Raw genomic sequence first — 25,291 nt, forward strand, 5'->3', positions numbered from 1 at the left:
TAGGAATAACTACTATTATCAGGAGTAAAGAGATGAACAGAGTAGATGATTTGTTAACAAAGTATATAGAAGAAATCAAGGCTATTTATGGTTCGAGTCTTGTAAAAGTTATTTTGTTTGGATCATATGCAAGAGGGGATAATAGCGTTGATTCTGATATAGATATTATGATTCTGGTTAATATCAGTGATTTAGAAGCAAAAGAATATCAAAAAAAGTTATTTGATGAGACATATGATTTTAATATGAATAACGATGTTGAAATTAATCCGATGACTCATAGCGATGAGCTTTTTGAAAAGTGGGTAGATAACTATCCATTTTTCAATAATATTGAAAGAGAGGGAGTTGTGTTATATGCAGCATAATGAAGATGTTGGCACACGTGTAGATTTGTGTAGATATAGACTAGAGGTTGCTAGAAAAGATGTTGAGTCTGCAAAGGTACTTCTTGGGATAGATGACTATAGAGGTGCTAACAATAGGGCTTATTACGCAATATTTCATGGTATAAATGCAATTCATGCTCTTGATGGAATGTCATATAAGAAGCATAAGGATGCAATAGCCAATTTTAATAAGAATTATATAAAAACAGAAATATTTTCTAGAGATTGGGGCCGTAAGATAAATGAGGCTGAACAGATAAGACATGCAAGCGATTACGATGACTTTTATATAGCAAATAAAGAAGAGGCAAAAAATCAGGTACAGCTGGCTCAAATGTTACTTGATGAGATAGAAAAATATGTTGAAAAAGTAAGTTCGTAAAATATAACAATGTCCAAGATATTTACGAAGAATTAACTAAATATGAGATTAAGGCTCCTGATGAGAATATAAAGTTCTCATTGGGATTTTTTTTTACATATTTGAACGTTTATATGAGTGAGGGAGAATAAATAAAATCCAAAGAAAAATGTAAAAGATAGCTTGTCTACCCATATGTTTGGTGATGAAAGCAAAGAATATATACTTATGCTATAACAAGCTTTACATCCAACAGCTCATTTTTATATCTAAGTAATTTTTATAAGATAAAGCTATAGGATAAGAAAATTCAATTGTGTAAGGAGGGGATTTTTATGGTGGATTTTTGGGTTGGTGAAAATGTTAGCACTTCGAAGAAAAAGATACTAATACTAGGAGAGTCTCATTATGATGAAAAAAAGCTTGAAGGTGAAGAAGTAACTGAGGACTGCACACGATACGTCATGAATAGTTATTTTACAAAGGAATATAAATATGTTTTCTTCGACCGAATATCTGCAAGCTTTGGATTTAAAAATCATGGGGATGCTGTTGTATTTTACAACAAGGTGTATTTTGGAAATTACATAACACATTATTGTGAATCCCATGGAGGTAAAGTAGCTGAAAAAATGATAAAAGAGCATCGTACTGATTATAATAATCGTCTGTTTAAATTTATAAATGAAAATAAAATAGATATTGTGGTCTGTTTTAGCAAAAGATCTTATTGGAGCTTACCGGGAAGGAACGAGCTCGAAGACAATGGTATTACATATAAGATAAATGGTAGTGGGGCAAGAAGATCCCGTACGATTCATAAATATGTATATAGGAAGAACTTAGAGCACAATGGCTGCGATGAAATTTTGACTAACGATTTGATTGTATATGGGATAGCACATCCATCAGATAGTTTTGGTTATAGGCCTGATGCTGTGTATGAGTATTTGAAAGATGAGGGAGTAGCAAATTAGAAAGAGATGATGGCCAGCCGATGAGGCTGGCATTTCTTATACCCTTAAAATCTGATAGTTTCAAGAAAATTCGCAACATTCTGTGAAAATAGGAGTATTTTCCGACAAGATGCGATAAAATAGAAAAAAAGCTTCTAATGGAGAGCAGATATGGGGAAAATAATTAGACAAGGAGCAGTAGAAACATTATATGAAATGCCACTAAAGGTTAATTGGGGCATAACAACAATGTGTAACTATGCTTGCGAGTATTGTTATGGACAAAACCCAATAGATAAGAATAAATTTACTACTAGGGAACAATTGAAAAAAGCAGTTGAGCACATTGCAAAAAGCAATAGGACTAAATATGAATTTACATTAGTAGGAGGAGAGCCGACTGTTCATCCGGAATTTTGGTATTTGATGGATGAGTTGTATAGTCAATTGGGAGAACGAATAGAGAGTGTATTTATAATTACGAATGGATCTAAATCTAGTGAGTGGTTTAGCAACTTAAAAAAGTATTTAGACAAAATGCATATTAGAGTAGTCATTTCTATTCATTTACAATATGCAAAATTTGAACATATCGAAAAGATTATTAAGGATTTGTCGGGAGATATTGGTATTACATTAAATTTAATGCTAGAGATTGATAGGTTTGAAGATGTTAAAACATTCTTCTATAAAGCATTAGAGTTAAGAAAATTATATTCGTTTAATTTGTCAATAAATCTTTTGAGAGAAGCACCAAATTTCGATGCTGTTGATAGTAGGTACACCAATGAGATTCTTGAGTGGAGAGATGACGCTAGTAAAATTTTTAGAAAAGTTGTGGATGACGAGAGTAAAAAGCTACCAATAGCGTATGATAGGGCTACCTTTACAATATTTGAAGAAATCGAGAATCTCGATAGTACAACATTTAATACTGATTATGATCGTAATAAATGGTTGATTGAAGGAAAACTAAATTGCAAAGGAATGAAATGTATTTCTGGAGCATCTATATTAAAAATTGGCCCAAATGGTGAATGTAAAGGTATGGTTTGTACAGCGACAAAAAAACAATCAAATATCTTTGAATGTAATCCATTTTTGGAAGAAGATTGGATTCATATTGTTGAATGTCCTTACCGAAATTGTGGATGTAATGTAAATCATATTATTCCGAAATTTGAAAGTGAAATTGAAGCTGAATTGTTTTTAGAAATTGTGAGAAGCAAACAAGAGAAGATGCTAGATGCCAATAAAAAAAATTAACAGATTTTACTAAATATTGAACTTATTTATAGTTAAAATATATCATCGCAGCTTGATAAATGAATAAAGATAGGGCGCCATAAAACTCCTTGAAACGTTTCCCAGAAAACAGAACAAAGTTTTCTCGCAAAATGCCAAAAATAGCTACGTCGTTTTTGTGAACTGTTACAAAAGATTAAAAGTAATGAAAAAATTAACAGTTTTTTAACAGATAGGGTTTATTATAATCACACTCACACCGATATAGATACTATAAGGGGGTGAGTCGCGCGGAACAAGAACGCAAAGATTTAAAACTTAATATTGTAAGAATGGAGAATGAACACAGAAGAATTTGGAGGGCTTAGTCGTGTCAGATACAAACAGCAAGGGAAGTAACGGTTTAAAAATTGCGATAGCAGTTGGCGTAGTTGTTATAGTAGCTTTGTTGGGAGTAGTAATATTCCTATTAGTAGGAAAAGACAAGGAAGAGCCTGAAAGAAGAAATGTGGTCGTTACTCAAGACAATGTCGATGAAGTTGTCGAAGAAATGGACAATCAAGAGTATATTGAACCAGGATATTATGAGGCATCAATGAACACAACATGGACGTTTGCTACGGGTTCTGACGTATCAGAAGATGCATATGTTGCAAATGTTGAAGGAAACACCAATGATGTGTATTTTGATGTTGTCTTGGCAGAGGACGAAGATCAGGTGATATATAAGTCTCCAGTACTCCCAAGGGGTAGCGAACTAGAAAATATTGCACTTGACACTCCATTAGATGCGGGAACGTATAATTGTGTTTGTATTTATCATCTTATTGATGAGGAGCAAAAAACAGTAAGTACGGTCCGCGTAGGTATCACTATAGTAGTGAACCAATAAGCTTGAAAATTTAATATTGGGGAACGTATTAACAAGCACCTCGACATGGATGGCGAGGGAAGGTTATGTTTTCAAGGAGGAAACTTTATGAAGTTAAAAAGAATTTTAGCAGTTGCAATGGCAACAACTATGGTTATGGCAATGTCTATTACAGCATTAGCAGAAGATACAGCACCTGCTACCGAAGGTGCAGCATCTGGAGCTGGCGCATCAGAGGGACATGTTGAGCAGAAGCATCCTAATGTTGTATTGCCTACTACAGGAGATACAAGTACTTTTGCATACACTATGGATCCAGAACGTCTTATTTCGACAACATCTGCTGCTAAACATGCAAATTCAGAGTATCCAGCAGCTGCTAGTGATACGGGTGTTTATTTTAATAATGGACCAAAAGCTGCATCAGGAGCTGATGCTGCCATTACTGTATATGCAAATAAAAGTAAGGATTTAACAGTTACAAATAAAAGTAGTTTTGATATTGATTTAACTGTTACAGCAGAAGCTGAGGCAAGTACAGGTGGAAAAGATATTCCATTGGTAGAAAAGACTGCTATTGGTACTGCTACAGCAGCAGCTTTAAATCTTGGTCTTATCATTGACACAGGAGTTGAAGCTACAACATCTACTACTGATATTTTGTCGGATGCACCTGTAACTAAGAAAATCACTTTGGCAGGTAATGCTGATAACTATTTCATCACTGTAGAGAGTGGCGAATATGTTTATAGAGCAAGAACATATGATGAGTATAAGGCATTAGACGAAAATGGTTCTAAAACTGAAGACGATTATGAAGATACATGGAAGAGTATGACATTTGCTGTAGAGGGTAGTGCTACATCTGGAAAGGCTATTGCAGATGGTACAACAGCACCTACACTTAAAGTTACATGGTCATGGGTTGATCCAACAGCAGGTCCTAGTATAACAACAAAGACTGCTACAGCTAAAGCAGGAGTAAATACAGATATTGCATTTAGTGGTGTAATCGCAGATATTTCCGACATTAAGCTTGATACAACATCAGTAAAATCTAAGACTACCATTACAGATGGAAAAATTACAGTATTGTCGTCATGGACTGACAAATGGACTTCTGGACAAAAGAGAGTACTCACTGTAGAATTTGTTGGTGGAAAAACAGATACAGTTGAAATCACAAAGGAATAGTTATACAAGAATGACGGAAAAAGCGTAGTAATATTATGGCGGAGTCGACGGTATAGTCGGCTCCGTTTTGTTAATTAAAAAGAAAAATAGATGCATAGATATTAATAACTTTATTGTGGGGGTGACATATGACTTTTTATGCAGCGGCTTCAAGAGATGAGGTGAATGTGAGAGCTTCTTCATCAGGAGGCGTTTTTTTTGAATTGAGTAAAGAAATATTAAATCGAGAAGGAGTTATTTATGGGGCGGCACAACTCACACCTACAAAGGTGATACATGAACGAGCAGTATCATTGGATGAGATAAAAAGATTTAGAAAGTCAAAGTATATTAGAAGCAAAATCACATCATATGCACCTATAGAAAATGATTTAAAAAATGGTAAATGGGTACTTTTTTCTGGTACAGGTTGTCAAATAAATGGCTTGTATGAATATTTAAATGGAAAGACATATGATGAGCGTTTGTTAACTGTTGAAGTTGTATGTCATGGCGTACCTACTACTAAGGCGTTAATAAAATATCTTGAATTATGTGAAAAAAAACACAATTCAAAAATAGTATCTATAGACTATAGGGATAAACAGTTCGGTTGGGAAAATAATGCAATTTGCGAAACATATGAGAACGGTGAACAAGATGTTTGTATTAGTAAAAATCATATACTTCATAGATTATACCTTAAGGGTATTAATATGGAAAGAGGATGCGGATATTGCAAGTTTGCAAGATTGCCAAGAATTGCAGATATTACATTAGCCGATTTTTGGACGAATAAGGGGGATTTTATTCCTACAGGAAGAGAGTTAGGAATCTCTTTAGTAGTTGCCTCATCTAGTAAAGGAGAAAAATTTATTGAGATAATTAAAAATTCGCTTTATATAAAAAAGGTACAGAAGGAGGAGGCAGAATTAAGTTGTAGACATTTGACAAACTCTCCACGTTTACACTGTAGTCAAAAAGCTTTTGATCAACTCATGGACTATGTAGATTTTTCAAAGGCTTCGGAATTATGTTCTAGGTTTGGAATAGTATGTACGACATCGGAACTGTGCATAATGCATGATGTAAATATTATACAAATTGCTGAAAAATTATACAGAAATGGACAAGAAATAATTTACATAGTAGATAAAGATAATTGTGTAAAAGGAATTGTGACATTGGGAGCATTTATAAATGCGAATGTCAATGATAAATCTATTGTTAATTCAGAGTTTAAAAAATTCAGCATCAGTGAGAAAGAATTAATTTTGAAAATAGAAGAGGTTTTCAAATCAAATAAAAAAATATTAAGAATTCCGATAACGGATGATGAAGGTAGAATCATTTTTGAAGTAAGGAGAAATAACATAGAGGTTGATAATAATGATGCAAGGAGATGGATACTTCCTTTCATCATAATGAAGTTCAACCATATCAAAATGTTTTATTTTAGACGTCCTGATATAAAAAAAGATTTTCCTTACACTGATGCTCAGAAAAAGAGAATACATGAGCACTTATCATTTCCAGTGATGACTTCTGATATTGATAGTTATTCGTATATTTTAAAAGATATTTTGAACAAGCGTTATTCAAATGAATATTTAGAGGATTTGATGAACGTATCAGCAATAGTAAAAATTGGGAATCGATATTGTCATATGGATGAATGTAATAGGCTGATAAATATCGTTAATGGACAAAGAGTAGTATGTAATCAACCTGATTGTTTTGGCTATTCTGTCCATATATATGGAAGGTGTGGGGTATTTGGATATGCAGTAGAAGATTCTGAAAATATGCCATCACAGCTACAGAAGATACTAAAAGATAGAGGTGTTAGAGTTGTAAATCATGGAACTTGGGGAGCAGAGGATAAGTTCATTTTTGAGAATCTATATGAAGACATATTAGATGGAACGATTAGTGGAAATGATATGGTACTTCTATATATGGGAGATATTCCATTTTTTGATATTGCAGAAAAGCTTGGGATATATTCTGATGACACTACAATGGCGTTTCATGAGGCTTTAGAAGGTGGTAATGTAGATTTTTACGATATCCCTGGACATATGAATGCTGAAGGGTATTCAGTGATCGCTAATTATATATATAAAACTCTAGAAAGTGATTTCGATGTGCAATGCCTTAAGGTAGGTAAGGTATTAAAGAAGGGTGAGGAATCACAGCATAAGAAGCTGATAAGCGTAAATTTAGAGGAGGTTAATGCATATATTTCATCGTATTCTAAAATACTCCCAGTAAGACAACTAAAAGGGAAAAAGGTGGGCGCAGTTGTAATGAACTGCAATCCATTTACAAAAGGACATAGGTATCTGATTGAAAATGCTGCCGCAAGAGAGGATTATTTAATTGTATTTGTTGTAGAAGAAGATAGATCAGAGTTTTCGTTTGCTGATAGATTCGAAATGGTTAAACTAGGAACAAAAGACTTGGAAAATGTGTTTGTAATACCAAGTGGAAAATACGTCCTTTCTACGTACACAATGCCAGAATACTTTTTCAAGTCTCAAGAAAAAGCAAAGGTTATTGATATGTCAAAAGATCTTGAGATATTTGGAGACTATATTGCGCCAGCATTTAATATTTCTAGACGATATGTTGGAGAGGAACCACTTGATTATATAACAAATACATATAACAAAGAACAAAAGAGATATCTTGAAGAAAAAGGAATAGAAGTAATAGAAATAAAAAGACTAAATGTAGATGGAGCAGTTATATCTGCATCAGCAGTACGGAAAATGATTGAGAATAAAGATGTTGTAGGACTCAAGTTGTTTCTGCCTAAATCGACTATGGAGTATATCGAAAGGAATAATCCAAAAATTAGAAAGAATAGAACAGAGAGAGTATTTGGAAATAATAATACACTCATTTGCAACGGAACAAATTTAGAAGGATGTACAATTAACTGGAGAGGAAAAGACTCTACTGTGGAGATAGGATGTGATTTTTCGGCATTTGGTTTAACTATAGATGTTTATTCAGGAGTACATATCAGCATAGGAGATCGGGCTGAAATTCATAATGCAAAGTGGAGGTTTGCTGATAAGGCAACCTGTTTTATTGGAGATGATTTTTCTTGGGGCCATGATATTGATGAGGTAGATTGGGGTGATGGCTCGGAGATGTATGTAGGAGCAAATGGGAAGGTAATTATAGGCAATACAACACATTTCAATAAAACGGATTTATTAGTAGTCTATAAAGATTCTATGATACGTGTAGGGGAAAACGTTTTGTTTGCTCGGCATGTAACAATTAGAACAGGTGATGGGCATAAGATTTTTGACAAGGAGTCAGGTAAACAGATTAATGAAACAGCTGGAATTATTGAAATAGGAAACCATGTTTGGCTGTCTGAGCATGTTAAGATATTAGGGACGACAAACATAGGTGAAGGTAGTGTTATTGGAGCTAATAGTCTTATAAAAGGGGATGTTCCTGATCATTGTATATATGCAGGTATTGCTGGCAATGCACGTGTGATAAGGGAAAATATTGAATGGAGAAGGCATAGTGATGAGTGAATGTTTACATTTTTTAGACGGAATAGCCATAGATGAATATATATATTTTGCTTCATCTGACTTTAACGCTTTATTTAGATGGAATATTTCTAGTCATGAAACGGAATTTTTGTCTTTTTTTCCTGACGAAGAAGTGTTTGTACACAATATATATGGCCATGTTATTCGGCAAGGAGAGAATATTTTTTTTCTGCCTATTCATGGGAAAACAATTAGTGTTTATGATATACAAAATCATAAAATAGATAGTATTACATTTAGAGAAGGTGGTAATGAATCAATGCATATATCTTCGTATATACCACTCGAAGACAAGTATCTACTAATACCAGCATATCTAGAAAAAGACTTTTGGTTTCTTTATCCTGAAGAAAGGAGAGTTGAAAAGGCATCGCAAATAAGTAAGGAGATTTCGTGCCTTATTGAAGGTGAAGGTAGTGCGATTTGTAGATATCAAGGGGCCTGTACTTTCAAAGGAGAAATATTGATATCTGTTGTAAATCAGGAGTACTTCCTTGCTATTAATATCGTAAGCGAGAAAGCCAGAAAGATACCTATTAATTCGTTTAAGACAAATAATATGTACGCAGGAAGTGATAATTTATGGTTAGTTTCTTCTGATGGACGAGAAATTGTTAAATGGTATAGTGAAGAGAATTATGAAAGAACTACATTTAACGATGTAGAAGACAAGGCTTTTTTTACGGTTACACCTTATATTGACACGTTTTTACTTCTTCCCTGGAGGGGAAACGAAGTAAAGAAATACGACAAAGAAGAAGGTATTTGGAAGACATTCATAATATTAGATAATAAGGAGGAAAAGAGAGCATTAGTAAAATATTGTGCTTGCGGTAATTATGAGAATTTTATATTTTTATATCCTTCTTCTTGTAATGAGTTGATTTGTATTAATACGGATAATGATTATGTGGAAATGATGCAACTTCACCCAGGGGAAAACTTTGAGAATATGCTATATCAACTTCATTTTAACACAAACAACTGTATATATGAATCAATGTTTGATGATGCTAAATTAACTTCCTTTTTAAAAATAATTTTGGATGAAGGGTAAGAGTGTGAGGGTAAACTATGAATGTACTGATAACAGGAGGAACAGGAACAATTAGTTCTGGACTTGTGAGAGAATCTGTACGAAGAGGCTTTAATACTTATGCAATAACGAGGGGAAATCATTCTCATAAAAACATAGAAGGCGCTACATATATTACAGGTAATGTATGGGATAGAGATAGCTATTTAGATGGAATAAAGAATATACATTTTGATGTAGTTGTTGAATGTTTGGTATTTAATCCACTCCAGTTAGAGTATTCTTTGGCATCATTCTGTGACATATGTGATCAATATATTTTTATATCGACAGCAGTTTTGGAAATTCCATCGGATAATAGTACGGTTTCCGAAGATTCCGCTCTAGACTATGGTGGACGAGAGTATGTGCGTAATAAAATTGCCTGCGAGGAATTATTGGCTACTTATTTTAAAAAGAAAAAGGAGAAATATACAATCGTACGTCCTTTTTTTACCTATGGTGCCTATCACATTAGGTATGGAGTAGATAGCTCTTATGATGAATATGCAAATATATATAGAATTAAAAGCAAAAAACCGCTGATATGTTTTAAAACTTATAAGGTTCCCTTTGTAAATATTGAGGATTTTTCTAGAGGAGTGGTTTCTTTATTCAAAAATTCTTTAGCGTACGGAGAAGTTTTTCATATTGCAGAACAGGGAAAAGAAACCACATGGGAGGAAGTATATAAACTTGTGGCTAAGTCATTAGATACAGATGCATATGTAATTCATTTACCAAAATTATTATTCCAAATGTTTGTACCTAGAAGGTATGAGGCGATTATAGGAGAAAGAGGAAGAAATTATTCTGTAATTGATAATAAATTAAAAAAGGCAGTGCCAGGTTTTAGTCAGTTAATAAGTAATGAAATAGGAATTGCCAACACTGTAGGAAAAATAGTTGATGAATATAAGGCTAATGAATTACCTAGAGACGAGGAGTATCAGCTAGGCATAGAAGATGCGATTATTCACGCATATAACAGACAATTGATAACACAAGAAGAAAAGGAAATGGTGGAAAAATATTTTGAGAAAACTGATTCTTTTTTAGATGAAAAGAATGTAAAAAGGACAAAAAGTAAGTTACAAGAATTTTATGATGTTCTTATAAAATGGATTGGGCTTAAACAAAAGAAACAAGAGATAGGAGAATTTTTAAAACATAATGGATTTGATACTGTAGCGATATATGGAATGAAAGAACTTGGTAAGACACTTTACAATGATTTAAAGCTATGTGGAATGACGATACCTTATTGTATAGATGCTAGAGTAGATGATGTTTGTAAAGACGTAGCAACGACAGTTATTACACCTGATGAATATTCAGATGCCTGTGATGTGGACGTTGTAATAGTGACAGCTATTCATTACTATGAGGATATTTTTTTACAATTGTGGAAGAAAAAAAAAGATATACCTATTTTGTCATTAGAATTCATAATTGATGAAATGCTAATGAGGTAACTTACCATTGAAACAAATACTAGACAAGATGTTTGTTTAATAAAGAGGAATGACAATGGATAAAAGTTTGATTATGTATAGAAATTTTACATACTTATATATTTCAAAAGAAGAACTAATTAAAACTTTTGATTTGCTAGGTATGTCTAAAATTTATATTTATGGTTTGGGTGAATTTGGAAAGATACTTATATCTTGTCTTAAGGATGAGAAAATCATAGAAGGTTTATCTGACAGAAAAATAGAAAGTACAGGTACAGCTATAGACGATGTATTAGGAACAGTAAAAGTTTATAGACCAGAGGAAATACCAAATGATGGGAATCCTATAATAGTTACTGTTTCAAAGGAATATTCTGTTATTAGAGATGGTTTAGTAAAAAAGGGGATAGAATTAAAAAGAATTATTTCATTAAATTTAATTTTAAGGTATGCGGTTTATTTTACAAAAGAAAAAGAATGTTTTAATCCAGCAAAATTAAAAGAATACCTTATTGTTGGGGCTAACTTTAAAAACAAAGGATCACAGGCGATGGCATTTGTGACCATGAATGAAATTAGGAGAAATGATAAAAATGCAATAATATGGTGTTGTCCTAATATTAGTGATCAGATATATTCTAAAAATGATTACAGAATGATATTTTTAGAAGATGGATTTACGAATGAAGCCTCTGTGAATGAAATTATTCCTAGGTTGACAGCAATTATCGACGTAAGTGGGTATGCAATATCATCTAGAGATGGTTTTGGGAAAACTGAGAGGGTAATGAATTTTTTGAAGATGGCTTATGAATATAATGTGCCCTTTTTTTTAATGCCGCAATCGTTTGGACCATTAGATTATCCTAAATATAAGCTTGCTGAGATGGAAGCCTTATTAAAAAGTTGTAAAAAAATTTTTGCTAGAGAAGAGCAAGGCTATAATCTGTTGAGGAGTCTTTTTGATTTAGATAATTTAGAGTTGTCTAATGATATGGTTTTACAAAGTAAAATAATAGATGAGAATAATATTTATTTTAACAATCATAGTGAAAATGTAATTCGAATAGAAAATGATAATAGTGTTGGAATTATCCCAAATAGAAATCTTTTATTGTATTTGAGTGAAGAAAAATGTATTGAATTATATATTCAAATAATAGATGGATTACTAAAAGAAAATATAGATGTTTATATTGTTCCACATAGCGATGATAATGTTATATGTGACAAGATTTATGAAAACTATAATCAGAATAAAAAAGTACTTTACATTAAAGAGAAATTCGATTGTTTAGAGTTTGAGAAGATAATAAAACAGTTTAGGTTTATTGTTGCTTCAAGATATCACTCTATAGTTCATGCATTTAAGGTTGGTATTCCATGTATCATAATAGGTTGGGCAGATAAATATAATGAACTTGCAAAACTTATGGATCAGGAATGCTTTTTAACTGATGTTCGAAATGTTATTGATGTAAATGCTATACCTAATCAATTAGAGGAAATAAAAGACAATAATGTACAGATAAGAAAAAAAATAGAGCAAAAAATAGAAGAATTGCAAGAAGAATCTTGTTTTCAAGTGGTATGGAAAGAACTATTGGATAATGAGAAAAAGGGTTACTATTTATGAAACTAAGTGTAATAATCCCAATTTACAATTCGGAAAAGCATATTGACAGGTGTTTGCAAAGTGTTGCGCGCCAGAATTTAGATGATATGGAAATTATATGTGTAGATGATGGCTCAACAGATAATTCCTATAACATCCTTTTGTGGTACCAGCAACATAATCCAAAGATAAAAGTATATAGACAATCTAGAAAGTATGCTGGTTCAGCTAGAAATTTGGGATTGAGTAAAGCATCTGGGGAGTATATACACTTTTTGGATTCAGATGACTATTTATATGACAATGTATATTCTCAGATATATATGCAAGCAGCGGAAAATAAATTGGACTACCTTAAATTCAGATGTTTTTGTTTTATGGCTGGTAGTGGAATACAAAATGAAGATCATTTGGAGTATTCGCTACTCAATGTCCCTGAAAAATACTTTGATGGAAGGTTATTAAATGTCGAAGAGGACATAGATTTAATAGTAAAACAATTCTCCCATACACCATGGAGTGGAATATATAGACGGGAATTTTTAGAAAAAAACAACATTCTATTTAATGAATTGATTTGTGTTAATGACAGGTCATTTTATGCTACCGTGATTGCAAATGCTGAAAAAATTTCATTGAGTAATATTGCTGTTGTGAATCATCAAATAGGGCGAGAAACATCGTTAGTTGGAATAAGGGCCAAAAATTTCGAATGTCATTATAAGTCTTTTTACATTATAGAAAATGCAATGAAAAATGTTAGCGAAAAAGTTCGAAAGACAATAATTCAAAGTGAATTGCTTGATACCATATATTGGTTTAATAATATGCCTGAATATTTAAAGACAAAAGAACAAGATCGCTTTAATGATTTTATAGATAAACTCGATATGAAATACATTGACCAAAATGAGATTACTAACTTAAATCAAAATATATCGAGAGAAAAGAGGCTTGAATTGATTCGTGAAGATGTATCAGGTGAATGTTATTATCGTTATTCAAAATTAACTTCAGCTGGTAAGCGAATAGAAGATATATTAAACAAAGAAGAATTAAAAGAGATATATGTGTACGGTGTGGGGGAAATTGGAAGAATGGTCCTATCTGATTTGAGTTTATCTGGCTCGAGTAGGGTAAAAGGAATATTTGATAAAAGGGCTGCGAATGAGAAGATAGTTGTAGAAGGCTATGAAAATGTAGGAATCAAGACTCCAGAAAATATACCAAGAGATAATGTGCCTGTTGTTATTACCCCATCGAGAAATTATACAGGAATAATACGAGAGCTAGTTGATAACGGAATTGAGCAAAGCAGGATAGTTTTATTTAATGATTTGTTGAAAATAGTAGATGAACTATAAAGCGAGATGAATATATAAATGCATACATAATGGAAAAAAATTGTAGTATACGATATTATATGTTAAAAGACAAAGGAAGAATATTATGGATAAAATTGTTCTTTATCATGGTTCATTAACTAAAACATTTACTCCAAGGTACGGACTAGGAGAGGAAAAACATGATTACGGAAAAGGATTCTATTTAACTGAGAATGATGATTTGGCTCAAGAATGGGCTGTTTGCCGACCAGACGTAAAAAATGGATACGTACATCAATATGAATTAGATTTAGATGGACTTAAAGTATTAGATTTTCAAAAAGAAGATGTTTTAGCCTGGTTGGCAGAGCTGATGAAACATAGAGATGCAGATGATTCAAAACGATATCGTGTGTTAGCTACAAAATTTATTGAAAAATATGGTATTGATACATCAGGGTATGATGTTATTAAAGGGTGGAGAGCTGATGCTTCATATTTCTATATAGCTAAGGAGTTTGTCAGAGACAACAAAGACATTAGAATTTTAAAAGATTTACTGTCGCTAGGAGGATTAGGAATACAATATTGTATAAAAAGTGAAAAGGCTTATTCTCAGCTGAAAGAAATAGAAAATGGGCTACGTATTGTTGATTATGAAGTTTTTAATGAAAAATACAACAGTAGGGATGCAGAAGCTAGAAAGAAAATGAGAGAATTAGTTGATTCTGATGCAAATGAAGTTGAAAAAGTGTTTAGTACATTACTATAAGAGGAATGTTTTATGCAGGCATATTCTAAGGACTACTTGAATGATGTAGTGGAGAATCAGGGAAAGTTATTTGATTACATAGCCCAGTATTATCCAGATAAAGATACAAAGGATTTTATTAATTCATATATGAAAAGTAAGACACGAAAGAGTGTGGATAAAGGTCAGGCTTATGTTATGACCATGGATACCAACTATTTGTGGGATTATTTCATTAAAACTGATAAATATAAATTAAAAGAGGGAAAATCTTTAGAGGGATTTGTTCCAGATTGGATAGGTGAATTTTATGCTTATTATCAATGGTATTATAATATGCCAAGTTCTGAGGTTATAAAAAAAGTACCTATCGATTTTTTATGTAAAGCATACCATGGGCTTCATGACCTTGAATTAGATCTCGCAGTGAAAAAAGTGGGGATGCAATGATGAATATCATTACCTTTCATAATCCTGATGAAGAGAATGGATACTTAAGTAATTGGTATCTATCAGAGTTTTTTATTGATAATAAAAAGTTTTCTTCAATGGAACAATATATGATGTATATGAAAGCTAAATGTTTTGCAGATGAAGAGATAGCTGAAAGGATAATGTCAACTACAGATGTTGCTGAGATAAAAAGTTTGGGTAGATTGGTAAAAGGCTATAATGAAAATATCTGGAATGGGATGAGACAAGTTATTGTGTATGAGGGGCTTTTAGCTAAATTTTCACAAAACAAAGAGCTAAGAGAAAGGCTTATAGCAACAGGGAATGATATTATAGCAGAATGTGCGGTCAAGGATACAGTTTGGGGTATAGGAGTATCTATGAAAGATGACCGAAAGACCGATATAACTGCATGGAGAGGCAATAATTTGTTGGGATACGCGCTAATGTGTGTTAGAAAAAAAATAGCAATGTTGTGACAATTATAATAAGCAGTCGATGGGGAGTAAAAAGGTAATATTGTTTTGAAAAGCGCTTCGCATCGTTATGATGGGAGGCGCTTTTATTACATTGGGGATTATATATGAATAACTCTTTAGTAAGTGTTGTAATGCCTGTTTATAATACAGGGGTATTATTGAAGGAGAGTATAGGAAGTTTATTAAATCAAACCTATACAAATATAGAGTTGTTATGTGTTGATGATGCATCGAATGATACGTTGACAAAAGAAATTCTTGCAGAATATTTAAATGCAGACGCAAGGGTAAAGCTAATTGTGCTTGAGAAAAATATAGGCGCTGGTGGAGCTAGAAATATAGGGTTAGAAGCTGCAGAAGGAAAATATATTTTATTTTTTGATTCAGATGATTACGCATTTCCATCTATGCTAGAAAAGCTGATTAATCAGTGTGAGAAAAATGAATTGGATTTGTGTATTTGTAGTGCTGTTGTGTGTGATGTTGAATCTAAAGGTTATATTACATCAATCATTCATAAAGAAGAAAGGGGAACTACTGACGGTTATTTTTCTGTAAAAAATTTGAGCGAAGATGCTTTGCTGCATTGGAACACAGCACCTTGGAATAAGCTCTTCAGATTAGATTTTGTGAAAGAAATATCATGCCACTTTCAAGAGATAGCATCATGTAATGATGTCTATTTTACAATAATGTGCGCTATGAAAGCCACTCGTATTATGTATTGCGAAAATGGAAATCCATTAGTTGAGTATCGGAAAGGTAGAAGCAATCAGATATCCAGAAACAAGAAAATATCTGATCTATTTTTAGCGTTTGACAAGTTGTTTCAGGATTTGAAAGATGTATCAAATGAGGAAAAGAACCAATTAGTAACAGCTCTAATTTATTTATCGATTGCTGAATTAATGGCGAGCAAAGATATACAAGAAAAGAAAAAATTATACGGATTTGTCAGTGATTTTATTAGAAATCAAGTTAGAGTTGAAGGTATTAAGAGTGAAAAAACGAAAGAAATCTGCATATCATTTAGAGATGAGAAATTTGAGAGTGGATGGTTTGAAAAAAATAATAATGATGAGATAGATATTCATAGTGTTCTTAAGCAGTTGATAGACCAGAATGCGATAATAATTTGGGGGTATGGCCATAACGGAGTAATTCTAGATAGAAAAATACATGAAATGGAATGCTCAAAAAAAATATATGTGACTGATAAAAAAGATATTATGCTCGGAAGAAAGACACAGTATGAATCGACAATTATTGAAACAAAAAGTGCACTGGAAATGGATGCCGCATTAATAGCTACAAATAAAGAAATATATGAATATTTGAGTGAAATACTTAAGGACAACACAAAAAAGATATTGATTAAAGGTTGGATTGGCTAAGGGGAGTCGATATGGAGAAGATATTATTTGGAGCAGGTGAGGTTGGAAGAGAGCTACTAAGAAATGGAACTATTAGTCCTGTAGCATATTTCTGTGACAATAAGAAAAGTGGCGAAGTTATTGATGGAGTAGAAGTTATTTCGTTTGAGCAACTCAAGAAGATTCATTTCAATTATGAGGTTATTATAGCCGTTAGGAACAGAAAAGTACGACAGGAGATAAAGGAATTATTAGCTAACAATAAGATTGGCTATAGAGAACTTGATGAGCTTGACGAAGTGAAGTATGCAGGGGAATTAGGCTATTGGGAAGATGTATACAATAGAGAAAACCACAGTTTCAAAAACGAGTTTTACAAGAGACTAATGTTAGGTATAGCAGAAGAGAAGAACGATAGATTTCTGTCTGAAAAAGTCGTATGCGATTTTGGTTGTGGGCCTAGGGGAAGCTTAACTTGGATGAAAAGTCCAGCTGTGAAAATTGGAGTGGATGTGCTGGTGCCAAAGTATTTTGAGCATTTTGGTGAGACAATGATAAATCATGAGATGATTTATGTTACGTCTACAGAAAAATATATTCCTTTGCCAGATGAATTTGTAGATTGTTTATTAACTATAAATTCATTGGACCATGTGAGAAATCTGGAAATAATATCTTCGGAGTTAAATCGAATACTCAAAAAGGGTGGACGACTACTGGCTAGTTTTAATTTATTTGAACCAGTGACAGAATGCGAACCACAGACTTTGACAGAAGAAATTATAAATGAGGTATTATTAAAAAATTTTGAAATAGAAACATATAGAATTGCTGAAAGAGATGAAAAAGAGACATACAAAAATTTAATAGACAAAAATTTGCTCGAAAAAGCCAATAAAGATTGTCCGTGTATTTTGTGGGTCAGTGCCGTAAAAAAGGATTAGGAGAATATCTATGCGGGTTCTTTGGATTTGTAATATTGTTGTACCGGAATATTCACATGTGTTTAACATCAAAAAAAATAATGTAGCAGGTTGGATTTCTGGACAGTTAAAGGCATTATTGGATAGTGATTTAAGGGTTGAGATTGGCCTTGTGTTTCCAATTTATGATGTTGAACGAAGAAAAGACACACAGAGTGATGATGTGCAAATATTTTCTATTGATGGAAACATGAATCATCTTGATAGGAATGATAAATATATAAACCAATTTATTGATATTTATGAAAAGTTTAGACCAGACATAATACAAATTTGGGGGACAGAGTATAAACACGCCTTTTACGCTACTATGGCAGCAAATAAGATTGGATTATTAAGTAAAGTTGTGGTTCATATCCAAGGTATAGTGACATGTTATTCGAGTCATTTTTTTGATGGTGTACATTATGAGTGGAGAAAACAAATAATGGAACACTACGAAAGATTTATAGAACAAGGTTCTTTAGAAGAGCAGACTTTGAAGCTTGTTCAGAATGTGCTTGGAAGAACTGAGTGGGATAGAGGTACTACGAAATTATTCAATGATTCGGTTAATTATTTGTACTGTCCTGAAATATTAAGAGATGCATTCTACGAAAATGCAGGGAGATGGAATTATAGTGAATGTCAAAAACATTCTATTTTTATAAGTAGTGCTGCATATTCTATAAAAGGATTTCACTCATTCGTAGAAGTAATAGAGATAGTGAGAAAAAAGTATCCAGATATAAAAGTTACAATAGCTGGAAGAAACCCTATAGAAGCAAATAGCGAAGGGGAGATAAGTGGCTACGGAAAGTATATTAGTCATCTTATTGATGAAAAAGGAATAGCTGATAGTTTACAGTTTACAGGAATGCTTACTGAAGAGGAAATGATAAACCATATGCTTATGGCAAATGTTTTTGTGGTGCCTTCTCTTGTAGAAAATTCTTGTAATTCTTTATGTGAAGCTATGATGCTTGGCGTTCCTATTGTGGCTACTTATACAGGCGGTACTCCAAGTATGGTTGACCATGGTGTAACAGGTCTTTTGTATCAGGGTAATGCGGGGTATATGGGCGCGTATTACATAAGGGAATTATTTGAAGACCAGGAATTAGTGATGACGTTATCAAAAAATGGAGTACAAACAGCATTGAGAAGGCATGATAGGAAAACGGTAACGGAAGGATTATTGGAAATATACAAGAATTTGGTTTATGTGTAGTGCTTCCATAGTGGTAGAAGCATTTGGATAAGGAAAAGATAAATGAAACCTAAAGTATCAATTATCATACCCGTATATAATGGCTCCAATTATTTGCAGCAGGCAATTGACAGTGCCCTGGCTCAAACATACGAAAACATAGAAATCGTTGTAGTAAATGATGGCTCTGATGATAATAAGGCTACCAGAGAAGTGGCATTGAGGTATGGTGATAGAATTAGGTATTTTGAAAAAGAAAATGGCGGTACATCATCAGCATTAAATTATGGAATTCAAAGAATGACAGGGGAGTACTTTGCCTGGCTTTCGCACGATGACGTCTATTTACCAGAAAGAATAAAAAGGCATATGGATGCTATTTTGGAATCTGGAGATAAATTAGCTCCTGTATACAGTAAATACGTGAGATGGATTGATAGTAAGGAATTGTATGCGCCAAATCAAAGTTACAATTATGATATTAAATTATACCAGTCAGGACTAACCGCAGTAGTGCTAGGATTGATAGATGGTTTGTCACTAACCTTTCATAAAAGTTATTTTGATGAAAATGGACTCTTTGACGAATCGTTGCGAACAACACAGGATTACATGAAGTGGTTTGAGATGTTTCATGGTAAGAGGATGATTTATTTAGATGAGCATCTTGCGAAAAATCGTGTTCATGAGGAGCAACAAGGCAGGCGTATTTCTACTGTTTGGGAGAAAGAATCAGATAAGCTTTATAGCAGGGTGATGGGGGAGTTCAGAGATGAAGATTTAGCGGCATCAGGAATGGATTTATATACATTCTTGGGACTAGCAGTGCTTCGATTTGAAAGTCTTGGACGATATGGAGCTGCAAAAATTGCTGAAACAAGATTGCTTAATGTGGAGGTATCAGATGGACAAGAGCAGCGTAAGAAGCTACAAGAAGTAATAAAACCACAAAGAGAGACAATTACTTTGTATTGTATCGGTAAGAGGGGGCGTGCTCTTCTAAAGGGATTATATTTACGAGGTATTAAGGTGGATTATATTTCTGATAAGTCTTCGCAGCTGGATTACACAAATACGTATGGTGCTACTGTAATTAGACCAGAAGATATTCCCTATGATTCTAAAGTAATAATTACGAAGGATAGACCAGATGAAATAGTTGATGAATTTATTCAAAAAGGATATAGGAATGTGTCTACATATGATGAGATAATAAACAGTGTAATGATGACTCCTATAGATAAATGCAAGTTGTAAAAATTGGGGGAAATTAGATGAATCAACCAATAGATATTGTTATTCCCTGGGTAGATGAAAAGGATATAAAATGGCAGCATGAAAAGCAGAAGTATGAGAGCCCTAAGGATTTTGAGGCTTCAAATATGCGTTTTCAAAGCTGGGATAATTTACAGTTATGGTTCAGGGCTATCGAGGAGTGTATGCCTTGGATTAATGATATCTATTTGATTACCTGCGGTCAGATTCCTGAATTTTTAGATGAGAATAATCCAAAATTAAAAATAGTATTTCATACTGATTTCATTCCAAAAGAATACCTTCCAACATTTAATTCCAACACTATAGAGATGAACATTCATCGAATACCGTCACTATCAGAGAACTTTATTTTATTCAGTGATGATGTTTTTCCTTTGAAGAAAATCGAGGAAGAGTATTATTTTAAAAATAACATGGTATGCGATGAGGCTGTAGAAAATATAATCACCACATCTTCATTTGGAGCAGTTTCTAGAAATACACGCTATGCGCAGGTAAACAACATGTTTATCATAAATAAATATTTCAAGAAACGAGAGGTGCAGGAAAAGAACAGGGATAAATGGTATTGTGAGGATTACGGTGATAGGCTAGAGCGAACAAAGGCCTGTGCTTATTGGTACGATTTCCCAGGTTTTTATGATCCTCATATGGCAAATGCAATGAAGAAATCTACACTGTCTAAATTATGGGAGCTAGAACCAGAAGCATTGGATGCAGGTTCACGTGATAGATTCAGGGGACATGCAGATGTGACACAGTATCTAATTCGTTACTGGCAAATCTGTTCAGGAGAGTTTGTTCCAAGACGTACACAAGGAAAGGTGTTTTTTCCTACGATTGATACATATCATGAGGTTGTCGAGGCGATAGATAATCATCTATATACTATGATAAGTTTTAACGAAAATTGTACACCAGAGGAGTTTGAGAGAATGAAGGCTGCAATCAATGGAGCGCTGGAAAGAAGATATCCAAATAAGTGCAGGTTTGAACGATGATGGAATGGATTACTTCAGATAAAATTGCATTATATGGTCTAGGCACAGAAACTGAAAGGCTCATTTCCCAGTGGGGAGGTGGGCCTAAAATTATTGGATTGTTAGATGGGTTTAGAGAAGAAGGGGAGCTTTATGGCTATCCAATTATTTCACTGCAGCAGGCGGTGGATGCAGGAGTGCAGCAGATACTTGTTGTGGCTAGGCCAGGGTCTTGTAAAGTTATTGCCAAGAGGATAGGAGAAGTCTGTCGTGAAAACGGGATTTCTGTTTATGATGTCCGTGGCAATGATTTATTAGAAGAGAAAGAAGCTAAATTTGATTTTAGTGGGATTAACGTATATACGAAGCAGAGTCTGCTAGCTGCTATTGATGATGTGGATGTAGTAAGTTTTGATTTGTTTGACACACTTATTGTGAGAAAAGTGTTGTATTACACTGATGTTTTTCAACTGGTGGAATCCAGATTGAAAGCTAACGGTATAGTCATAGATGATTTTGCGTCAAAACGAATTGCTGCTGAAAAAGAGCTTTCTGTGGGAGCTGCGCCAAAGCTTTCAGATATTTATGAAAGGTTGTTGGCTGAGGAGTCTGTCAAAGAAATAACGGATGGTGAATTGGCAGAATTGGAATGGGAAATAGATTCATCATTATTTATTCCTAGAGACGGCATGTTAGAAGTAATTAAGTACGCCAAGGATAGTGGGAAAAAGGTAGTAGTCACAACAGACTGCTATTACGCCAAGTCACAGCTTGTGGAGATGCTTAGAAGATTTGACTTGGATGTCTTTGATGAAATCTTTGTATCTTCAGAATATGGAAAATCAAAGGCAGATGGTCTGTTTGGCGTTGTAAAAGACCAATTTACAGGCAAAAGAATTCTCCATATCGGTGATGATGAATATGTGGATGTGGAGAAAGCTGCAGAAGCAGGAGTGGACGATTATCGTATATACGGTGCAAAGGATTTGTATGACGCAGTAGGTTGTTTAGGACTGGATGGCTGTGGAGACAGTTTTGCTGATAAAGTGAAAATTGGCTTGTTGCTCTCGAAATTATTTAATAATCCATTTTTATTTGAGGAAGAAGATAAAAGAATCAAAATAGAAGATGCTAAGAATATTGGGTATTTTATCTGTGGACCTATGATTTTAGATTTCGCTTTTTGGTTCAGAGAAAAGGTTCAGAAAAACGAAATGGTCAATGTATTGCTATGTGCAAGAGATGGCTATCTGATGGAGAAGATTTTTGAGAGGCTTTCGCTTGATGTGCAGGGGAGGGTTGCATATTTTCTTACATCCAGAACAGCAGCTATTAGAGCTGGTATAGATAGTCAGGAAGATTTGGACTATGTGGATAGCATGAAATTCTTTGGAACCGATGATGAGAATCTGAAGACCCGCTTTGGGATTAGTATTAGGCCTGAGGAAGATAGAGCACAGGCTATTTTAGAGAAGTCTAAAATCCAAAAGGAGAATTATAAGAGATATTTAGTTGGACTTGGATTGTCAAATGGAAGAACGGCAGTCTTTGATTTTGTTGCCAAGGGAACCACTCAGCTGTTTTTGAAAAAGATTATTTCACAGGAATTATACGGATTGTATTTTCTACAGCTTGAACCGGAATTTATGGACAACAAGGGCTTGGAAATAGAATCATTTTATACGGAAGCTGAAAGAGATAAGAGTGTAATCTTTGACAATTACTATATTTTGGAGACAATTCTTACATCACCAATGCCATCAGTTGATGAGTTTGATGAGAATGGAAATCCTGTATATGCGGCTGAGACAAGAAGCTCAGCTAATTTGTCATGCGTGGAGCTGATGCAGGAAGGAATCCTGGAGTACGTAGAAGATTATCTAAGCATTGTGCCAGAGGAGCAGCGCGTGAGTAATAAGCAGCTAGACGAGGCGTTGTTGTCATTGGTTGGAAAGCTTGAAATAACAGATAGCAAATTCAAGGAGCTTGTAGTGGAGGATCCATTTTTTGGAAGAATGACGAATATGGTGGATGTGTTGTAGAATATGTAAATTAATTAATAAGTTGACAAATGGTTTTCCGGCCTCCATAATCAAATTATGGAGGCTATCTTTATGTCTAATGAGAGAAATGCAGGGCGAAAGCCATTAATAAGCGAAGAGCAGATAAATGAAATAGAAGAGCGATACAATGGTGGCGAAAGTCTTAGTGCCATTGCTAAGGAGTATGGTGTTACTCGTCAGGCGCTTCATAAGAGATTGCAGGATAAATCCAATAAGCCAGTGAAAATTGACTGGATTGAGGATGGAGAATGTGTATCCTCTATGGAGGTTGATTTCAAGAGGAGAGGTATAGTTCTTGCAAATTATGCAGTAGAAATATCAAGGCTTCCATTTGGATTTAATGTCCATCCAACATGGCAAAATTTCATTAGCTTATTGGAAGAAAAATACTTAAAAGAACACGGTGTTGATGAACCTGGAACATATCTGGTTACAGATGATGGGAAAGGTTTTCAGGTAGATGAAGTGCTGGATTTGCCCGAAGATTTCCAAGGAGAAATCCCAGTTTTCGAATTTCAAAAGAAAGACCTTATTCTCACCAGAACAGATACTGACGGCTTCCAGATGAAAGCTATGTCTTCTGATAGAAGGTTATTTATAAAATCTCAGGCAGTGATTTCAGGAGTGGAAATGCAGGATTGGGCAGTGGAGATAATAGCGTCAGATTTGGCAGAGCAGTTGGGAATTCCATGTGTTAAACAACATCAGTGTAAATTTGCTTTCGGAAATAGAAAGTGGGAAGGTGTATATTCAAAGAATTTTGAGATTGATGGGTACACATTTTTGTCATTTGAATCATTGATATCAACAGAGCATCTTTCTACTAAAGATGATGCCTTTATAAGAATGGGTAGTCTGGAAAAACTAGAATGGTGTGCTAATCAGTTGGCACGAATTGGCGGTATTTCCTGTGCGCAGGCAGAGAAATACATGATAGATTTGGCAGTGATAGATTGCCTGGTTGGAAATGTGGACAGGCATACAAGAAACTTCGGTTTATTCTTTAATTCAAACAAAGGTGAATACTCGATTCCACTAGTGTTTGATAATGGTATGGGCTTGTTTGAGCATGACTATTACAGGGACAATTATAAGAGCTTCGAGGAAGCAATGAACAATGTATATGTTTCGCCATAAGGAGAGGATCCTTTTGATTTCTTACTTGAGTTAAATAAAAAGTATCATCTAAAGGTAATTTATGAGGGAGTGGAGGAAATTCATTACCTAAAAATTTTGCACACACCATTTGCTGAAGAATACGAAAGGAGGATGCAGCAGTTATGGCAGAAGTTAGATTAATAAATAATCTAAAGGGGATTCTTTATTACATAGATACACCACTGATGGATTTTGAAATAAAGAATCGTGAGCTTGTAAAGGCTGAAGATATGAGTAAAGGAAAGCTATATCCATGGGAATTAGCCAAGCTGGGTGTATCCTATGGTAGCTTCAATCAGTTTTTTCAGCGCAGAACTATGCGCGAGGGTTGCATGTTTTACAGAGAACATCTCAAGGCATTGGGGATGGACAAAATGGATTTTGATTTATATATCAAAAAGAATAATGGAAATAATCACTTGGATAATTACTGGGTGAAGTTTGAGGATTTTGGGGCTAAGTGCTTTAATGAACTGTAATCATATGATTGCAGATATATACATATGATGATATACTGTATGTACAAAAGGAGA

At 33.9% G+C, this 25,291-nt stretch carries 22 protein-coding genes; all 22 read left to right on the forward strand.

What is annotated here, in order from left to right; translation table 11 throughout:
* The first annotated feature begins 32 nt into the window (after positions 1–32).
* The 22 genes from BUA88_RS04480 to BUA88_RS04585 all read left to right on the forward strand — a co-directional run bounded on the left by BUA88_RS04480 (position 33) and on the right by BUA88_RS04585 (position 25,237).
* Positions 33–368 carry a nucleotidyltransferase domain-containing protein gene (locus tag BUA88_RS04480; RefSeq protein ID WP_072913279.1) on the forward strand — a complete coding sequence of 112 codons (336 nt, stop codon included), beginning with the start codon at positions 33–35 and terminating at the stop codon, positions 366–368.
* Positions 358–771: a HEPN domain-containing protein gene (locus tag BUA88_RS04485; protein ID WP_072913282.1), complete on the forward strand. Its 414-nt coding sequence runs from the start codon at positions 358–360 to the stop codon at positions 769–771. Before BUA88_RS04480 ends, BUA88_RS04485 begins: the two co-directional genes overlap by 11 nt.
* Positions 772–1,085: 314 nt before the next feature.
* Complete coding sequence (locus tag BUA88_RS04490; RefSeq protein WP_072913285.1) at positions 1,086–1,727, forward strand: hypothetical protein; 642 nt, start codon at positions 1,086–1,088, stop codon at positions 1,725–1,727.
* A 150-nt stretch (positions 1,728–1,877) separates the two neighbouring features.
* Positions 1,878–2,972, forward strand: coding sequence for a radical SAM protein (locus BUA88_RS04495; RefSeq protein ID WP_072913288.1), 1,095 nt, complete (start codon positions 1,878–1,880; stop codon positions 2,970–2,972).
* A 349-nt stretch (positions 2,973–3,321) separates the two neighbouring features.
* On the forward strand, positions 3,322–3,843 hold the full coding sequence (locus BUA88_RS04500) for a hypothetical protein (protein ID WP_072913291.1): 522 nt from the start codon (positions 3,322–3,324) through the stop codon (positions 3,841–3,843).
* Between the two features lie 87 nt (positions 3,844–3,930).
* Positions 3,931–5,016, forward strand: a complete 1,086-nt coding sequence (locus tag BUA88_RS04505) for a hypothetical protein (protein WP_072913295.1) — start codon at positions 3,931–3,933, stop codon at positions 5,014–5,016.
* A gap of 128 nt (positions 5,017–5,144) precedes the next feature.
* The gene (locus tag BUA88_RS04510) at positions 5,145–8,558 is read left to right on the forward strand and encodes a Coenzyme F420 hydrogenase/dehydrogenase, beta subunit C-terminal domain (protein ID WP_072913298.1); all 3,414 of its coding nucleotides are present in this window, start codon (positions 5,145–5,147) and stop codon (positions 8,556–8,558) included.
* Positions 8,551–9,636 (forward strand): hypothetical protein, encoded by a 1,086-nt coding sequence (locus BUA88_RS04515; protein ID WP_072913301.1) that lies wholly within the window; start codon positions 8,551–8,553, stop codon positions 9,634–9,636. Before BUA88_RS04510 ends, BUA88_RS04515 begins: the two co-directional genes overlap by 8 nt.
* A gap of 17 nt (positions 9,637–9,653) precedes the next feature.
* The gene (locus tag BUA88_RS04520; protein ID WP_072913304.1) at positions 9,654–11,129 is read left to right on the forward strand and encodes an NAD-dependent epimerase/dehydratase family protein; all 1,476 of its coding nucleotides are present in this window, start codon (positions 9,654–9,656) and stop codon (positions 11,127–11,129) included.
* Between the two features lie 55 nt (positions 11,130–11,184).
* On the forward strand, positions 11,185–12,747 hold the full coding sequence (locus tag BUA88_RS04525) for a polysaccharide pyruvyl transferase family protein (RefSeq protein ID WP_072913307.1): 1,563 nt from the start codon (positions 11,185–11,187) through the stop codon (positions 12,745–12,747).
* Positions 12,744–14,090 (forward strand): glycosyltransferase family 2 protein, encoded by a 1,347-nt coding sequence (locus BUA88_RS04530; RefSeq protein ID WP_072913310.1) that lies wholly within the window; start codon positions 12,744–12,746, stop codon positions 14,088–14,090. The genes BUA88_RS04525 and BUA88_RS04530 overlap by 4 nt, the downstream gene beginning before the upstream one ends.
* Before the next feature lie 85 nt (positions 14,091–14,175).
* Entirely contained in the window at positions 14,176–14,823 is a 648-nt protein-coding gene (locus BUA88_RS04535) for a DUF3990 domain-containing protein (RefSeq protein ID WP_072913313.1), read from the forward strand.
* A gap of 12 nt (positions 14,824–14,835) precedes the next feature.
* On the forward strand, positions 14,836–15,252 hold the full coding sequence (locus BUA88_RS04540; protein ID WP_072913316.1) for a hypothetical protein: 417 nt from the start codon (positions 14,836–14,838) through the stop codon (positions 15,250–15,252).
* Entirely contained in the window at positions 15,252–15,734 is a 483-nt protein-coding gene (locus tag BUA88_RS04545; RefSeq protein WP_072913319.1) for an NADAR family protein, read from the forward strand. The genes BUA88_RS04540 and BUA88_RS04545 overlap by 1 nt, the downstream gene beginning before the upstream one ends.
* Positions 15,735–15,838: 104 nt before the next feature.
* Positions 15,839–17,128: a glycosyltransferase family 2 protein gene (locus BUA88_RS04550; protein ID WP_072913322.1), complete on the forward strand. Its 1,290-nt coding sequence runs from the start codon at positions 15,839–15,841 to the stop codon at positions 17,126–17,128.
* An 11-nt stretch (positions 17,129–17,139) separates the two neighbouring features.
* Positions 17,140–18,051 (forward strand): class I SAM-dependent methyltransferase, encoded by a 912-nt coding sequence (locus BUA88_RS04555; RefSeq protein WP_072913324.1) that lies wholly within the window; start codon positions 17,140–17,142, stop codon positions 18,049–18,051.
* 10 nt (positions 18,052–18,061) lie between these two features.
* Complete coding sequence (locus BUA88_RS04560) at positions 18,062–19,300, forward strand: glycosyltransferase family 4 protein (RefSeq protein ID WP_072913326.1); 1,239 nt, start codon at positions 18,062–18,064, stop codon at positions 19,298–19,300.
* 42 nt (positions 19,301–19,342) lie between these two features.
* Complete coding sequence (locus BUA88_RS04565) at positions 19,343–20,536, forward strand: glycosyltransferase family 2 protein (protein WP_072913329.1); 1,194 nt, start codon at positions 19,343–19,345, stop codon at positions 20,534–20,536.
* A 17-nt stretch (positions 20,537–20,553) separates the two neighbouring features.
* Positions 20,554–21,558, forward strand: coding sequence for a Stealth CR1 domain-containing protein (locus BUA88_RS04570; protein WP_072913331.1), 1,005 nt, complete (start codon positions 20,554–20,556; stop codon positions 21,556–21,558).
* The gene (locus BUA88_RS04575; protein ID WP_072913333.1) at positions 21,555–23,579 is read left to right on the forward strand and encodes an HAD family hydrolase; all 2,025 of its coding nucleotides are present in this window, start codon (positions 21,555–21,557) and stop codon (positions 23,577–23,579) included. Before BUA88_RS04570 ends, BUA88_RS04575 begins: the two co-directional genes overlap by 4 nt.
* A gap of 72 nt (positions 23,580–23,651) precedes the next feature.
* Positions 23,652–24,737 carry a helix-turn-helix domain-containing protein gene (locus BUA88_RS04580; protein ID WP_072913335.1) on the forward strand — a complete coding sequence of 362 codons (1,086 nt, stop codon included), beginning with the start codon at positions 23,652–23,654 and terminating at the stop codon, positions 24,735–24,737.
* Between the two features lie 143 nt (positions 24,738–24,880).
* On the forward strand, positions 24,881–25,237 hold the full coding sequence (locus BUA88_RS04585) for a hypothetical protein (protein ID WP_072913337.1): 357 nt from the start codon (positions 24,881–24,883) through the stop codon (positions 25,235–25,237).
* Positions 25,238–25,291: the final 54 nt, after the last annotated feature.

The organism is Pseudobutyrivibrio xylanivorans DSM 14809 (assembly GCF_900141825.1).
Taxonomy (GTDB): Bacteria; Bacillota; Clostridia; order Lachnospirales; family Lachnospiraceae; genus Pseudobutyrivibrio; species Pseudobutyrivibrio xylanivorans.

Bases quoted from the DNA above. Each gene is read 5' to 3' on its own strand.
- BUA88_RS04520 (WP_072913304.1), top strand. From the start codon at position 9,654: ATGAATGTACTGATAACAGGAGGAACAGGAACAATTAGTTCTGGACTT.
- BUA88_RS04565 (WP_072913329.1), top strand. From the start codon at position 19,343: ATGAAACCTAAAGTATCAATTATCATACCCGTATATAATGGCTCCAAT.
- BUA88_RS04585 (WP_072913337.1), top strand. From the start codon at position 24,881: ATGGCAGAAGTTAGATTAATAAATAATCTAAAGGGGATTCTTTATTAC.
- BUA88_RS04485 (WP_072913282.1), top strand. From the start codon at position 358: ATGCAGCATAATGAAGATGTTGGCACACGTGTAGATTTGTGTAGATAT.
- BUA88_RS04495 (WP_072913288.1), top strand. From the start codon at position 1,878: ATGGGGAAAATAATTAGACAAGGAGCAGTAGAAACATTATATGAAATG.
- BUA88_RS04575 (WP_072913333.1), top strand. From the start codon at position 21,555: ATGATGGAATGGATTACTTCAGATAAAATTGCATTATATGGTCTAGGC.
- BUA88_RS04490 (WP_072913285.1), top strand. From the start codon at position 1,086: ATGGTGGATTTTTGGGTTGGTGAAAATGTTAGCACTTCGAAGAAAAAG.
- BUA88_RS04560 (WP_072913326.1), top strand. From the start codon at position 18,062: ATGCGGGTTCTTTGGATTTGTAATATTGTTGTACCGGAATATTCACAT.
- BUA88_RS04550 (WP_072913322.1), top strand. From the start codon at position 15,839: ATGAATAACTCTTTAGTAAGTGTTGTAATGCCTGTTTATAATACAGGG.
- BUA88_RS04505 (WP_072913295.1), top strand. From the start codon at position 3,931: ATGAAGTTAAAAAGAATTTTAGCAGTTGCAATGGCAACAACTATGGTT.
- BUA88_RS04545 (WP_072913319.1), top strand. From the start codon at position 15,252: ATGAATATCATTACCTTTCATAATCCTGATGAAGAGAATGGATACTTA.
- BUA88_RS04555 (WP_072913324.1), top strand. From the start codon at position 17,140: ATGGAGAAGATATTATTTGGAGCAGGTGAGGTTGGAAGAGAGCTACTA.
- BUA88_RS04580 (WP_072913335.1), top strand. From the start codon at position 23,652: ATGTCTAATGAGAGAAATGCAGGGCGAAAGCCATTAATAAGCGAAGAG.
- BUA88_RS04525 (WP_072913307.1), top strand. From the start codon at position 11,185: ATGGATAAAAGTTTGATTATGTATAGAAATTTTACATACTTATATATT.
- BUA88_RS04510 (WP_072913298.1), top strand. From the start codon at position 5,145: ATGACTTTTTATGCAGCGGCTTCAAGAGATGAGGTGAATGTGAGAGCT.
- BUA88_RS04480 (WP_072913279.1), top strand. From the start codon at position 33: ATGAACAGAGTAGATGATTTGTTAACAAAGTATATAGAAGAAATCAAG.
- BUA88_RS04530 (WP_072913310.1), top strand. From the start codon at position 12,744: ATGAAACTAAGTGTAATAATCCCAATTTACAATTCGGAAAAGCATATT.
- BUA88_RS04515 (WP_072913301.1), top strand. From the start codon at position 8,551: ATGAGTGAATGTTTACATTTTTTAGACGGAATAGCCATAGATGAATAT.
- BUA88_RS04540 (WP_072913316.1), top strand. From the start codon at position 14,836: ATGCAGGCATATTCTAAGGACTACTTGAATGATGTAGTGGAGAATCAG.
- BUA88_RS04570 (WP_072913331.1), top strand. From the start codon at position 20,554: ATGAATCAACCAATAGATATTGTTATTCCCTGGGTAGATGAAAAGGAT.
- BUA88_RS04535 (WP_072913313.1), top strand. From the start codon at position 14,176: ATGGATAAAATTGTTCTTTATCATGGTTCATTAACTAAAACATTTACT.